General features: G+C 42.2%; 8 protein-coding genes and 1 pseudogene. 6 read left to right on the top strand and 3 right to left on the bottom strand.

Going from position 1 to position 14,563, the window contains the following annotated elements; genetic code table 11:
* From KH943_RS02005 to KH943_RS02025, 5 genes and pseudogenes are all read left to right on the top strand, one after another.
* On the top strand, positions 1 to 5,017 hold a 5,017-nt coding region (locus KH943_RS02005; RefSeq protein ID WP_304106866.1), incomplete at its 5' end, for a YadA-like family protein.
* 180 nt (positions 5,018 to 5,197) lie between these two features.
* Positions 5,198 to 5,326 (top strand): annotated as a pseudogene (locus KH943_RS02010) (quinone-dependent dihydroorotate dehydrogenase); the annotation flags it as partial.
* A 248-nt stretch (positions 5,327 to 5,574) separates the two neighbouring features.
* Positions 5,575 to 8,313 (top strand): M16 family metallopeptidase, encoded by a 2,739-nt coding sequence (locus KH943_RS02015; protein ID WP_304106869.1) that lies wholly within the window; start codon positions 5,575 to 5,577, stop codon positions 8,311 to 8,313.
* A gap of 252 nt (positions 8,314 to 8,565) precedes the next feature.
* Positions 8,566 to 10,236 carry an ABC transporter ATP-binding protein/permease gene (locus KH943_RS02020; RefSeq protein WP_304106871.1) on the top strand — a complete coding sequence of 557 codons (1,671 nt, stop codon included), beginning with the start codon at positions 8,566 to 8,568 and terminating at the stop codon, positions 10,234 to 10,236.
* Positions 10,237 to 10,276: 40 nt separating this feature from the next.
* Positions 10,277 to 10,540 carry a GrxA family glutaredoxin gene (locus tag KH943_RS02025; protein WP_304106921.1) on the top strand — a complete coding sequence of 88 codons (264 nt, stop codon included), beginning with the start codon at positions 10,277 to 10,279 and terminating at the stop codon, positions 10,538 to 10,540.
* A gap of 122 nt (positions 10,541 to 10,662) precedes the next feature.
* Here KH943_RS02025 and KH943_RS02030 read toward each other — a convergent pair whose 3' ends face one another.
* From KH943_RS02030 to hemL, 3 genes are all read right to left on the bottom strand, one after another.
* On the bottom strand, positions 10,663 to 11,445 hold the full coding sequence (locus tag KH943_RS02030) for a glycosyltransferase family 32 protein (RefSeq protein WP_304106873.1): 783 nt from the start codon (positions 11,443 to 11,445) through the stop codon (positions 10,663 to 10,665).
* 77 nt (positions 11,446 to 11,522) lie between these two features.
* A complete protein-coding gene (gene aroQ, locus KH943_RS02035) occupies positions 11,523 to 11,960 on the bottom strand; it encodes a type II 3-dehydroquinate dehydratase (protein ID WP_304106876.1) in 438 nt (145 codons plus the stop codon).
* Positions 11,961 to 12,019: 59 nt separating this feature from the next.
* Positions 12,020 to 13,300 (bottom strand): glutamate-1-semialdehyde 2,1-aminomutase, encoded by a 1,281-nt coding sequence (hemL, locus tag KH943_RS02040; protein ID WP_304106879.1) that lies wholly within the window; start codon positions 13,298 to 13,300, stop codon positions 12,020 to 12,022.
* Between the two features lie 171 nt (positions 13,301 to 13,471).
* Between hemL and wecA the strand changes: the two genes are divergently transcribed.
* Positions 13,472 to 14,539, top strand: a complete 1,068-nt coding sequence (wecA, locus tag KH943_RS02045; protein WP_304106924.1) for a UDP-N-acetylglucosamine--undecaprenyl-phosphate N-acetylglucosaminephosphotransferase — start codon at positions 13,472 to 13,474, stop codon at positions 14,537 to 14,539.
* Positions 14,540 to 14,563 lie beyond the last annotated feature (24 nt).

Genomic DNA, 14,563 nt, shown 5'->3' on the forward strand with positions numbered 1-14,563 from the left:
GAAAAAACTTGTTAATGCAGGCGATTTAGCAACAGCTTTAGGTAGTCTAAGTTGGAAAGCAACTGCCGCTGCGGATACTGATGGTGAACTTGATGGAAAAGCAGAGGATAAAGAAGTTAAAGCTGGAGACAAAGTCACTCTCAAAGCAGGTAAGAACTTAAAAGTGAAACAAGATGGTGCGGACTTTACTTACTCACTGAAAGATACTTTAACAGGCTTAACGAGCGTTACTTTAGGTGGTACAGCTGCAGATAATGGTGCGAAAACCGTAATCGACAAAGACGGCTTAACCATCACGCCAGCGGCTGGTGCGACAGGTACAACTGCAGCTCCAATTAGCGTAACCAAAGACGGCATTAGTGCGGGCAATAAAGCTATTACTAATGTTACAAGTGGTTTGACTAAATATAATGGCAATGACGCTAAGAAAGACTTAGTTAATTTAACTAACTCTGCAACTGGAGCGGGTGGTACAACTGTTGCTAACAGTACAGCGGCAACCGTGGGCGACTTACGTGGCTTAGGCTGGGTGCTTTCATCTGATAAAACCACAGATGATACCAATAACGCATTCCACGCTGCAGTGAAAAACGCAGCGGAAGTTGAGTTTGTGGGTAAAAACGGCGCGACTGTGTCTGCGAAAACTGATACTACAACAGGTAAACATACTGTAACTGTAGATGTAGCAGAAACCCAAGTTGGCGATGGTCTTGAGAAAACAGGCAACACGATTAAGCTCAAAACAAGTACAGATACCAACAATGTATTAACTGTTGATCCAACAAAAGGTGCCTCTGTTACTAAAGGCGAGTTTAATACAGTAGATACTGCTGCAGGTCAAGGGGCTAACAATAACCGCGGTAAAGTAGTTGTTAAGTCTTCAACAAACGGTGCGGATGCAACTGATGCTGACAAGAAAAAAGTGGCAACTGTTGGAGATGTTGCAACAGCAATCAACGAAGCAGCAACCTTCGTGAAAGTACAAAATACTACTGACGAAGTGGGCGATAATGAAACCGATAATGGTACAAAAGATGCACTTAAAGCAGGCGACACTTTAACCTTAAAAGCGGGTAAAAACTTAAAAGTTAAACGTGATGGTAAAGAGGTTACCTTTGCTTTAGCGAAAGACATCACTACGGACAGTGCAACTTTAAGTGAGAAATTATCTATTGGTAAAGACCCTAATAAGGTTGATATTACTAGTGATGGTACAGGCTTGAACTTTGCTAAAGCAACAGCAGTGAATGGAGATAAGTCAGTTCATCTGAATGGTATTGCTTCAACCTTGCAAGATACGTTGTTAAATGCAGGGGGTACAACATCTGTAACAAAAGAAAATATTACGGATGAAGAAAAAGCTCGTGCTGCAAGTGTTCAAGATGTATTAAATGCGGGTTGGAATATCAAGGGCTTTAAATCTGGCGATACAACTTCTAGTAATGTTGATTTTGTCCGTACTTACGACACAGTTGAGTTTTTAAGTGAAAATCCAGAAACCACAACAGTTACCGTAGATAGCAAAGATAACGGTAAGAGAACCGAAGTTAAAATCGGTGCGAAGACTTCTGTTATCAAAGAAAAAGACGGTAAGTTGGTTACTGGTCAAGGTAATAAAAATGCAGGTGGCACAAATGCCAACCCTACGACTGATGATACAGATGCAGGCAAAGGCTTAGTGACTGCAAACACTGTGATTGACGCAGTGAACAACGCTGGTTGGAGAGTTAAAACAACAGGTACGGCTGCAGGTCAAAATGGTCAGTTTGAAACTGTCAAATCAGGCACAAAAGTAACCTTTGCTGATGGTGATGCGACTACGGCGACTGTAAGTAAAGATGATCGAGGTAACATTACGGTTAAGTATGATGTAAATGTTGGCGAAGTCTTGAAAGACAATGAATTCCGCGCACCAGATAACACAAAACTTGTGAAGATCGGCGATGAATACTTCAGTGAGGACGATATTGATCCTGCGACAGGTAAGCCAAAAGTGACTAATGGTAAGAAAGTTACTGCTAAATATAAAACAGTGGGTAATGAAGTCTTTGCCGTTAATACTGATGGAACTACCACTATGGGAAATGCCGTTACTTTAACTAACCAAAATCAAGGTGTGGTTACAGGTAAACAAGTGGCGGATGCCATTGCGAAGTCTGGTTGGAATTTAGGTTTGGCGAATGCTGAACAAGCTGTTTCTGCCTTTACGACTGGTGGCAAATCCTTATCAGATGTTACGCTTGAACGTGTTAATGCAAATGACAATGTGCGTTTTGCAAATGGTAAAAACACTGTAGTGAAAGCGGCTGTTGTGGAAGATGTGGATAAAGATGGTAATAAAGTTACGAATACTTATGTCCGCACCGATGTAACAGGTTTGCCTGTTCAATATACGACAGCAGATGGCAAAGCGGTAAGTAAAGTGGGGGATAAATACTACACTTTAGATGATAAAGGCGAGCCGTCAGCTACTGAATTAACAGAGGCTGAAGTTGGTAAATTAAGTGTGAATTTGGTAAGCCCAACTGCAGATAGCAATAAGCCAACGGCTTTAGGCAATCTTGCAAATGGTGCGAAAACCTTTGATTTACCTAATACAGCGAAGGCTGCAGATGGTACGGAATTAGCATTAGCAAATGATGGTAAGTATTATCCGAAAGATACATTGGGGGCAAATAATGCTGCACCAACGGATGGTACAGCTTCTGTTAAAGTAGCCAACCCAGGCAAGGCAGGATTGGCAGACTTGGCAAATTCAACATCAAGCAATGCGGCAACTGTGGGCGATTTGAAAAACTTGGGCTGGCAGATTTCTGCAGGTGATGGCTACAATGACCAAATGAGAAATGCCGATAAGGTTAATTTCAAAGGTAGTAACGGTATTAGCGTTTCTGGTAAAACACTAGATAACGGTACGCGTGAAATTACTTTTGAATTGGCTAAAGGCGAAGTGGTTAAATCGAATGAATTTACCGTTAAGAATGCTAATGGTACGGAAACGAACTTGGTTAAAGTTGGCGATAAGTATTACAGCAAAGAGGATATTGACTTAACAACTGGTCAGCCGAAAGTTACAGGTGGAAATACAGTTGCTGCGAAATATCAAGATAAAAACGGCAAAATCGTTTCTGTAACGGATAATAACACCGAAGCTACCCTAACCAACAAAGGTTCTGGCTATATAACAGGTAACCAAGTGGCAGATGCGATTGCGAAATCAGGCTTTGAGCTTGGTTTGGCAAATGAAGCTGATGCGAAAGCAGCATTTGGCGATGAAACAAAAGCCTTATCTGATACTAAAGTGGAAACTGTGAATGCCAACGATAAAGTCCGTTTTGCTGATGGTTTAAATACCAAAGTGAGCGCGGCAACGGTGGAAAGCACCGATGCAAACGGCGATAAAGTGACTACAACCTTTGTGAAAACCGATGTGGAATTGCCTTTAACGCAAATCTACAATACCGATGCAAACGGTAAGAAAATCGTTAAAAATGGCGATAAATGGTATTACACGAAAGATGATGGTTCTGCTGATACGAACAACGAAGTCACTTTTGGTAACGTGGATGCAAACGGTAAGAAAGTTGTAAAAGTAACCGAAAATGGTGCGGATAAATGGTATTACACCAACGACAAAGGGGACGCTGATAAAAATCAAGCCGTTGATACTGCTAAAGTTGCAGGCATTACTACTGATGAAAAATATGTAGTCAGCCTTGATCCAAATGATCAATCGAAAGGCAAAGGCGTTGTGATTGATAATGTGGCTAATGGCGATATTTCGCCAACCAGCAAACAGGCAGTAAACGGCGGACAGATTTTTGCATTAACTGGCAATAAAGCGCCGAATATCACTAATGTGACGGTAGAAAATAAAGTTGATGGTACGACTAAAGTCTATAACAACGTTGTGGTGGGCGAAGACGGTAAAACCCCATTATTGACCACTTATAATGTAGAGGGCAGAAAAGAAGTTATCACTAATTCAGTGGTTGAAGCCATCTACAATATGAATGAGCAAGGGATTAAGTTCTTCCACTCTAATGACGGCACAGCCAAACGTAGAGAGGAACGAAGCAATGACTTTGACTCTAGTGCAAGCGGCAAATACGCGACGGCAATCGGCGCGAAAGCTGATGCGGCAGGCAATAATGCTATTGCTTTCGGTTATGAATCAAAAGCCTTACGCGATAACACCGTGGCGATTGGTACAGGCAACGTTGTGAATGCGGAAAAATCTGGTGCATTCGGCGATCCGAACTACATCGAAGATGGTGCAAACGGCAGCTACGCTTTCGGTAACGATAACCGTATTACTTCTAAAAACACGTTTGTGTTGGGTAATAGTGTTAATGCGAAACGTGATGCAGATGGCAATGTACTGACCGAAGAAAAAGAAGTGGTTGGAAAAGATGGTACGAAGACGAAAGTAACCGTGCCGCAAGCCTTAGGCGAAACCGTAGAAAATTCTGTTTATCTCGGTAATGCTTCAACTGCGACAAAAGATAAGGGTAAAAACCTGAAATCTGATGGCACGGCGGGTAACACTACAAGTGCCGGTGCAACGGGTACGGTAAAAGGATTTGCTGGTGCAACGGCACACGGTGCGGTTTCTGTCGGTGCAAGTGGCGAAGAAAGACGTATCCAAAACGTCGCAGCAGGCGAAATCTCTGCTACTTCAACCGATGCGATTAACGGAAGTCAGTTGTATGCTGTGGCAAAAGGGGTAACAAATCTTGCTGGACAAGTGAATAACCTTGAGGGCAAAGTGAATAAAATGGGCAAACGTGCAGATGCTGGTACGGCAAGTGCAATTGCTACGGCAAACTTGCTCCAATCTTATCGTCCAGGTTTATCAGCTGCTACTGCTGCAGTAGGTCAGTATCGTGGTCAATCTGCGGTTGCTGTTGGATATAGTCGTCTTTCTGATAATGGAAAATATGGTGTGAAATTATCATTAGGTGCTAATACACAAGGTAACGTTGGTGCTGGTGCTGGTGTGGCATATTTTTGGTAATAACCTAATTTTCCTTTAACTTTCGAATGAAAGTTTGATATTAAAATGTGATGATTACATTGTGGTCATCACATTTTTTTATTATTTACACATCTATAGTTTTCTTCGTAGAATACGAGCAATCTTTCCCTTAAAGTGCGGTGAAAATTGACCGAACTTTTCTTACAGTAAACTATGTGAATGAAAAATGAGGAACAGCAAGGCGGATTAAGTGGGAAGCCATTGCAGCATAAAAGCATGGAGATTATTAAGCGATTATATCAAGAACTGAAAGGTCAGATTCCAATTATTGGTAGCGGCGGCATTGATGATTAGGTGCTCGTTATAACTATAACCAGTTTCAAAAGCAACTAGCGGCAATACCATCTACAAAATGGGTCGCAACTTTTGGCTTGGTGCAAGTTACAACTGGTAACTGTCAACAAGCGGTGAAATTTCTCAAAGCATTTACAAATTTCTGCTAAAATTCCACCGCTTACATTCCCTCTCGTTTTATTTGCAAGTGGCAAAATGAAGCGAGAGGCTTTTCTTTTTAGGCAAAAACATAAGGAACTATCATGCGTTTTGCTCTTACAACACTTGCCCTCTTTGTGGCGTCTAATATGGCGTGGGCGGAAAAATCTGCACCCATTCAGGGTCAATTAGACAACGGCTTAAAATATACGATTTTACCTTTGCACGATGAAAAAGGGCATATTGAGATCCGTATGCGTGTTAATGCAGGATCAGTGGATGAAAATGACGATCAAGCAGGCGTGGCACATATGGTTGAGCACCTCGTTTTTCGTGGTACGAATGCTCACCCGAACGGCTTGATGCCTTATTTGCACGAACAAAAATGGGTACGTGGCAAAAACTACAATGCCGTGATGACTTCAGATAGTACCACCTATATGATGACTCCGCCGAATACTGCGGGGCTTTCGCAAAGTTTTGATGCCTTATCGCAAATGTTATTTGGGGCAAAATTAAGCCAAGCAGATTTGGATGATGAACGTAAAATTATTTTAGAAGAGTGGCGTCAAGGTTTGGGCGTTGGGGCGATGATGAACGAACAACGTATCGCCTCTGTGCGTGCAAACTCGCGTTATGCTCGCCATCGTGTGATTGGTACGGAACAGAGTATCAACTCAATGCCAGCCACGGAATTACAGCAGTTTTACCAAACGTGGTATGCCCCAAATAATATGAATTTGTTGGTGGTGGGTGATGTGGATCCTAGCGAAGCGAAAGCAGAAATTGACCGCTATTTCGGTAAAGCAGAGAAGAAAAACACGCCTGTGCGCGACTATTTAAATCCAGCATTGACGGATTGTTTGCAGATCAACAAATTGCAAGATCTGCGTAGTGGCGTGAGTCAAGTGGCTTATATTCTGCGTTTTGATGATAGTGAGAGCCGAGCTCAAACGGATGAGGGGCGCTATCAACGCTTATTAGATCGCATTGCACTTGCCAGCATCGTGCAACGTTTACGTAATCAATCGGAAGTGTTACCGAAAGGCATTTCTGCGGTTGTGCCAAGAAAATCTGACATCGGCACGCACACAGCGGCACTCGGTTTATTTGCGACTGTTGCTCCTACAGGGCATCTGCAAGGGTTGAAACAGATTTTCGAAGAGATCGAACGCTTAAAACGTTTTCCGATGACAGAAGAAGAGTTGGAGAAACAGAAAGCCCTGATTCAAGCTCAAATTGAGAATGCGAAGAAACACGACGGCGATCGTGAATTCTCTCGCTGGGTGCAAGCTATGGTCGATACGACCTTATTGGATAAACCTTTCCTGACCCAACCTGAAATTGCCAATTTAACTGAACCGATGTTGAAAAAAATTACGGTGGCGGAAGTAAATGCCCGCATTCATCAATGGTTTGAAGCGAAAGATCGTATTGTGCAATATCAGCCACCTCGTGATACCAAGTTAGATATCAGCGAAGCACAAGTCGCTCAGCTGCAAGAAGAGGCTCAAAAAGCGGAAATTTCAGAGCCACAAAAAGAGAAAGAGATTGTGCCGATGCTGCTTGAGCACGTACAAGCTAAAGGCTCAATTACGGATGAGCAAAAATTTGAAGTACAAAATGTGCAACATTGGACGCTCTCAAACGGTGATAAGGTAGTTTGGTTGAAATCTCCGCTGGCGAAAGATAAAACTTACTTTCAAGCACAAAGTTCAGCGGGTTTTAAAGCGAAGGGGTTGGGCGAATGGCAAAGCCAAGTGGCATTGCAATTGATCGCTCAAAATGCACCGCTTGATTGGGAATTTGAGCAGTTGAAGCATTGGAAAGAGCTAAACAAAGTGAACCTTTCAATGAAACAAACAGCAACGAGATTGTTGTTGGAAGGCACGGTGGACAACGCCAAATTAGCTGACTTACTCCGTTTGGTTTACGCTTATCAAGTTGAAACAAAAGTGAAAGATGGTTTAGATGAAACTAAAGAGAGATTGGCAAAAATGGTCGCTTCGCAAAATGCCAAAAACAGCGAAAATGAGCGTTTAAAAGCAATTTCAATGTTGCGTTATAATCAAGAAAACATTGAAATGAGCTTGCCAAACAAATCGTCGCTTGACCAGCTTAACGAGAAAAGTCTGAATGACGAGTGGGCAAAAATGCTACAAGCACCAATGACCTATTATTTTGTGAATGATATGAATGACGCGGAAATGAAAGGCTTGGTAACGCAATTTTTAAGTGATTTTCCACGTGGTAAGCGGTTCGATTCTGCCCAAGTTTTACCAACTGAAGGTAAAGCGGTTGCTAGTTTTGCAATGAATCCAGAGCCGAAATCGGATGTAAAAATGTGGGCGTTTAGTGCACATCAATGGCAAGGGAAAGATGCAGTTTTAGTCTCGATCTTACGCAATATTGCGACGAATAAACTCAAAATGACATTAAGGGATAAAGAATTGGGGATTTATAGCTTACGTTTTGAAAGTTCTCTCAATCCTGAAACTGATCGCATCGAAAGTGAGCTTTCTTTTGTGGCAAACCCTGATAATGCGGATAAACTCATTGGGCAAGCTCGAGTCGTGTTGGATGCTTTGCCAGAGCAAATCACTGAAGAGGATGTGAAAGCTGCGAAAGTGCAGTTTGTAACAGCTGAAAAAGACCGCTTGCAAGAACCAAGAACTTGGTTGGCTCGTCTAATTTTAAGCGAAAACCACTCAGGTAACCCTCAATATCTCACCGAGATGCAAAGCCTTGCTGATGGCATTACGCTTGACAATGTGAAAGCGATGGCGAAGCTGTTGTATAACACTAACAATGAGAAGGTATTTATTACGACACCGAAGAGATAACTTAGATTAGTGTAGAAAAAACTAATTTCTTCGTTAATTACTACTGTCAAATCTCCCCCACCCCTCTTTGCTAAAGAGGGGGATTTTCTTTCTGTAAACACGAACATTGGATATTTTGATCTCAATGATGTTGAAGTTAGATAATTAAAATTTGATTTTTAGAGAACATTCCCTCTTTAGCAAAGAGGGGTGGGGGAGATTTGACAGAATAAAAAACGGAGAAATTAGGAATGCAAACCATAAAATTTTAATATGAAACAATTTTTCAAAAACTTTTATTCCCTCAGCAAACCCTATTGGGGCAGAAAATCCAACTGGTTAGCGTGGTTAATCGCGGCTGTTGTAATCGGTATTGGTTCGGTAATTACCTACCTCAACGTACAAATTTCCAACTGGTCGAAAGGCTTTTATGATGCCCTTTCTAACTTTGAAATTGACAAATCCTATACGCTTTTAAATGAGTATTTTATTTATATCTCAATTTTTATTGTGATTAATGTTTACCGTATTTGGTTGCGGAAATTGTTGATTATCCGCTGGCGTGAATTTATGACCAAGCAGTTCTTGGAAAAATGGCTTTCTAAGCAGATCTATTACCGCTTGGCGCATCGCAAGAAAATGGACAACCCTGACCAACGTATTGCGGAAGACATTAGCATTTTTATTGAGTACACCATTGAACTGACGCTTTCGTTGATTTTCAACATTATCCAACTTTGGGCGTTCTTTATGGTGTTATGGAATTTAGCAAAATCGCCTGAATTTACCCTATTTGGCAAGAGTTTTGTCGTAGAAGGTTACTTAGTTTGGGTAGCGATGATTTATGCCGTATTAGGCACAATTATTACCCATTTAATCGGGCGAAAATTACATAAGCTGAATTATCATCAACAACAATTTGAGGCGAATTTCCGTGCCAGCCTTGTGCGTAAGCAGGAAAATGCTGAACAGATTGCCTTGTATAAAGGGGAAGCGGTCGAAAAAGCCTCTCTTTTTGCAGAATTTAAAGCGATCGTGACTAACTGGCGTGCTTTGATGGATAAGGAAAAACAACTTGGGTTCTTTACCGTCGGTTATGACCGCTTTTCGTTGTTATTACCTGTGATTTTTTCGATCCCGCTTTTAGCCACTAAGGCGATTACCTTTGGGGGTATTATGCAGATTCGTACTGCATTTAGTGTGGTAATTAACGCTTTTAGCTGGTTTATTTTTGCCTATTCTAGCTTGCCAAAATGGTCGGCTTCGATCAGCCGTTTGAGCCAATTGCAACGTGAAATGGATGAGTTGGAACAGCTGATTAAAGCCGAAGTAGAAACTTCAGAGAAATTGCTCGAAACGCAGGATTTAGCCATTTATACCCCAGAAAACGACCGCTTGTTTAGTCATTTATCACTTGCAATTGATGGGCAGAAATGGGTTCGTTTGAAAGGAAAAAGTGGTTTGGGTAAATCAACTTTCTTGCGGTTGCTCAGTGGTATTTGGGATTATTTTGATGGTAGATATAAAGTGCCGAAAGGTAAGAGCTTGCTTGTGCCGCAACGTAGTTACTTAAATGACGGCACATTGGCGGATGTATTGAGTTATCCAGCCCATCAAATTCATTCGGCTGAAGAAATGAATAAAGTGTTAGCAAATGTAGGGTTAAGCCAGTGGCAAAATCGTTTGCAAGAGCAGCAGGCTTGGCATCACATTTTCTCTGGTGGTGAACAGCAACGTATTGCTTTTGCACGCATTTTGCTTAATAAGCCAGAGGTAATTTATCTGGATGAAGCGACTTCCAGTCTTGACAGTGAGTCGGCACAAGCGATGTTTAGCTTGATTAAGCAGCATTTGCCGCAATCGTCGGTGGTCTATATTACCCATCAAGCCGAATTAGAAAAATTTGCAGATCAAGAGATAGATTTAACCGCTTACAAAGGGTAAGATGCAGTTACTTACAACAAGGAAAAACAGAGAGGTAACGATGTTTGTTGAAATTTACGGGCGTTTAACTTGCCCATATTGCGTACGTGCGAAAGCATTAGCTGAAAAAATGAAATCAGAATTAGCCGATTTTGATTTTAAATTTGTGAATATGCCTGAAGAAGGGATTACCAAAGAAGATTTAGAACCTCGTATTGGCAAGCCTGTTGCGACAGTTCCACAAATTTTCTTAGATAACGTTCACGTTGGCGGTTGTACTGATTTCCAAGCATTAGTGAAAGAGAAGTTTGGGATTGAGGTTTAGTTACATCAAAATAAAAAGTCTAGCATTTGCTAGACTTTTTTTATCCATTTACTTTGTTTTTTTATGTTGCATTTGGAGCTATATCTTGTAATGTTTTGCTATAAAACAACCGCTTGTGAAAATTATTTCAGCAGTTCTTCGTTCTTTTTGTAATTCCACTTGCTGCGTGGTTTGTCGATATATTGGAAATGTTCATTAGTAAATGTGCCTTGAGTACAGGTAATTTTATCACGGCGGGTATTTACCATTTGAGAACCAATCACAGTATTTAATGTTTCAGGGCCTGTCATTGCAAAAACACCGCCATCAATACGGCGATTTTCAATATTCTCTACAATTAAATCTAGCGTAGCTTTCATAATTGGGTGTCCCGCTTCGCACGCAAGGAAGAAATTAGTGTATTTATCGCGGCGTTTGATCAGCACTTCTGAATCTTGCTCGGCAATAATTTGCGAGAGTGGGAAAACCAAATGCCCATCGATATCGATGTAGATTCCGCCTTCACGCCACAGGGTAAACACACGCCAGAAATCGGCTTGTGCTGCACCGTCAGTAAGTTGGCTGTATGCGGTAAAAACGTGCGGTTCGGCATATTTTTTTAGATATTCTTCACGCTCTTCCGTGCTGACATAGCGGTAATCATAGCTTAACGACATCAAGCGGTTGAACAAATAGTTGCAATACATTGGCAGGGTTACTTTATTGGAATAGTTGGTCTGCCAAATGGTACGGTTGATTTTATCCTTGCGGGTAGTGGTTAACTTCGCAGGGCTGAATTCTGGAATGGTAAAGCGTTTTTTCGGAAACAGAGCGTGGAACGGATAGCCCGAGATTTTCACAATGTTGCCCAGCAAGCGAGAAAGCCCGTTGCATAGCACGATAAATTTTTCGTATTTGACTGACATTTTATATTCTCTTGTAGGGTGGGCATTCCTGCCCACCATTAAAATCTGATAATGTTTGTGGTAGGCACCCTACAGGGTTATTTCTCTAACTGCGAAATCGCAAAATCAAGGGCGTAATCATAGCCTTTTGCACCCAAGCCGCAAATCACGCCTTTCGCCACATCGCTCAAATAAGAGTGATGGCGGAATGGCTCACGGGCGTGAACGTTCGACAAATGCACTTCCACAAAGGGAATCGCCACTGCCAATAATGCATCGCGTAAGGCAACACTGGTGTGGGTGAATGCTGCGGGGTTGATGATAATAAAATCTACCTTGCCAAAGGCTTTGTGAATGCGGTTGACGATAGGCTCTTCGCCGTTTGCCTGGAAATAGTCTAGTTCATAGCCACGTTTTGATGCCTCGGTTTGGAGGTGCATTTCAATATCGGCAAGGGTTTGTGATCCGTAAATCTGTGGCTCACGTTTGCCTAACATATTGAGGTTAGGGCCGTTTAATAGAAGGATTTTTTTCATATTTTATCTCTTGAAAGCATTACGACATAGCGGTCAAATTTGACCGCTTGTTTGCAAAATTACAACACTGAAAATGCTTTATCCGCTGCTTGCAACGTTGCTTCAATATCTGCATCAGAATGTGCAAGCGACATAAAGCCTGCTTCGAAGGCGGATGGTGCGAGGTAGATGCCTTGTTCAAGCATTAAGTGGAAGAAGCGGTTAAATTTTGCTGCGTCACATTTCATTACTTCTTGGAAGCTGGTTACTTCAGTTTGTTCGGTGAAGAATAAACCGAACATCCCACCCACATATTGCACCATAAATGGCACATTGTGTTTGGCTGCCAATGCTTTAAAACCTTCTGCCAACATTTTAGTTTTCTCGGCTAATTTTTCTTCATTACCTGCTTTAGAAAGCTCGGTTAAGCACGCTAAGCCTGCTGCCATTGCGATTGGGTTGCCTGAAAGTGTACCCGCTTGGTAAACAGGACCTGTTGGGGCAATTGCTTCCATAATTTCACGTTTACCACCAAAAGCACCTACTGGCATCCCGCCACCGATGATTTTACCGAGCGTGGTTAAATCTGGTTTTACACCGTAGTAAGCCTGTGCACCGCCAAGTGAAACGCGGAAGCCTGTCATTACTTCGTCGATAATAAATACCGTGCCATATTGGTCGCACAATTCACGCAAGCCTTGTAAGAAACCTTCTTTTGGCGGAACACAGTTCATATTGCCTGCGACAGGTTCAACGATCAAACAAGCGATTTCAGTTGGGTATTGCTCAAACGCTTGTTTTACCGAATCTAAATCGTTGTACGTGCAAGTAATAGTATGTTTTGCAAAATCTGCTGGTACACCAGGTCCACTTGGCTGACCAAGGGTTAATGCACCTGAACCTGCCTTCACTAATAAACTATCTGAATGCCCGTGATAACAACCTTCGAATTTGATGATTTTATCGCGACCTGTGTAGCCACGAGCCAAGCGAATTGCCGACATTGTCGCTTCTGTGCCTGAGCTTACCATTCTCACCAATTCGATTGAAGGCACTAATTTGCACACTAATTCAGCAAGTGTGATTTCGCTTTCGGTCGGTGCTCCAAAACTCAAGCCGTTCGGTACGGCTTTTAATACTGCATCAATAATTGCAGGGTGGTTGTGCCCTAATACCATCGGGCCCCAAGAGCCTACGTAATCGATATAACGTTTGCCATCGCTGTCGGTAATATACGCCCCTTCCGCTTTTTCAATAAAAACAGGCGTGCCGCCCACACCTTTGAACGCACGAACGGGAGAATTTACCCCACCTGGAATGACTTTCTGTGCTTTTTCAAAGAGTTGTTCTGATTTTGACATAATAAATTCCTCGTAATAAATTCAGGGCTATTTTACTGAAAAATAAGCAAAGCGGGAATAATCAACAAGCGGTTATTTTTCAGCGTAATCTTGCAAAAAATTTTCAAGATCTTCGCCTTTGTGCTATTCTTCGCGTAATTTTTTTATCACTCTATTTTAGGGAAAAATATGATGTGGCTGACCTTTTTAGCCGTTGTGATCGTTTCCTTTGCCTCGTTGATTTTTATGCGTCCTGTGGCGGAAAAAATCGGCTTGGTGGATAAACCGAATTTCCGTAAACGCCATCAAGGATTGATTCCATTAATCGGCGGCATTGCACTTTTTTTAGGAAACTTAACCTATTACGCATTTCAATATGAAACAATGCCATTGCCATGGCTGTACCTGCTTTCAGTGACGATTTTATTGATCATCGGTGTATTAGATGACCGCTTTGATATCAGCCCTGCATTGCGTGCGGGCATTCAAGCCGTGCTTGCGGGTGCAATGATTTACAGCGGCTTAGAGCTAGAAAGTTTAGGGCAAATTATCGCTCCATTTAGTATCAAGCTCGGTTTTTTTAGCTTGCTTTTTACCGTGTTTATCACCATTGGTGTAATCAATGCGTTCAATATGGTGGATGGCATCGACGGCTTACTCGCGGGGCTTTCAAGCGTAAGTTTTGCAGGCATTGGGGTGTTGATGTGGATTAACGGTGAACACGCTATCGCCTTTTGGTGCTTGGCAATTATCCTCACGCTTATCCCCTATGCAATGTTCAATTTAAGCTTATTCGGGGCAAAATGGAAAGTCTTTATGGGAGATTCAGGCAGCACGCTGATTGGCTTTACCATCATCTGGATGTTGCTATTAAGCACCCAAGGACAAGGGCACGCCATTAGTCCAATCACTGGTTTATGGCTAATTGCCGTACCGTTAATTGATATGGTCGCTGTCATTTTCCGTCGCTTGAAAAAAGGTAAAAGTCCATTCAGACCCGACCGCTTGCACTTGCACCACTTGTTGATGCGTGCAGGTTTAACCTCCCGCCAAGCCCTTGCCGTGATTACCTTTTGGGCTGCCGTTTGTGCGACGATTGGCGTACTGGGCGAAGTAAATTATTGGGATCAATCTTCAATGGTCATTGGCTTTATTGCCCTGTTCTTCCTTTACGCTTACAGTATCGTGCGTGCGTGGAAAATCACCCGCTTTGTACGTAGATTGAAGCGGAGGGTGAGAAAAGGTGCGGTGAAAAAATAGCCTAAAATACATCCTATCCCATAA

The organism is Haemophilus parahaemolyticus (genome assembly GCF_018373095.1).
GTDB classification, from domain to species: domain Bacteria; phylum Pseudomonadota; class Gammaproteobacteria; order Enterobacterales; family Pasteurellaceae; genus Haemophilus_A; species Haemophilus_A parahaemolyticus_A.

What these genes read in the sequence shown, in the direction of transcription:
- KH943_RS02015 (WP_304106869.1), top strand. Translation starts at nt 5,575, where the DNA reads ATGCGTTTTGCTCTTACAACACTTGCCCTCTTTGTGGCGTCTAATATG.
- KH943_RS02020 (WP_304106871.1), top strand. Translation starts at nt 8,566, where the DNA reads ATGAAACAATTTTTCAAAAACTTTTATTCCCTCAGCAAACCCTATTGG.
- KH943_RS02025 (WP_304106921.1), top strand. Translation starts at nt 10,277, where the DNA reads ATGTTTGTTGAAATTTACGGGCGTTTAACTTGCCCATATTGCGTACGT.
- KH943_RS02030 (WP_304106873.1), bottom strand. Translation starts at nt 11,445, where the DNA reads ATGTCAGTCAAATACGAAAAATTTATCGTGCTATGCAACGGGCTTTCT.
- aroQ (WP_304106876.1), bottom strand. Translation starts at nt 11,960, where the DNA reads ATGAAAAAAATCCTTCTATTAAACGGCCCTAACCTCAATATGTTAGGC.
- hemL (WP_304106879.1), bottom strand. Translation starts at nt 13,300, where the DNA reads ATGTCAAAATCAGAACAACTCTTTGAAAAAGCACAGAAAGTCATTCCA.
- wecA (WP_304106924.1), top strand. Translation starts at nt 13,472, where the DNA reads ATGTGGCTGACCTTTTTAGCCGTTGTGATCGTTTCCTTTGCCTCGTTG.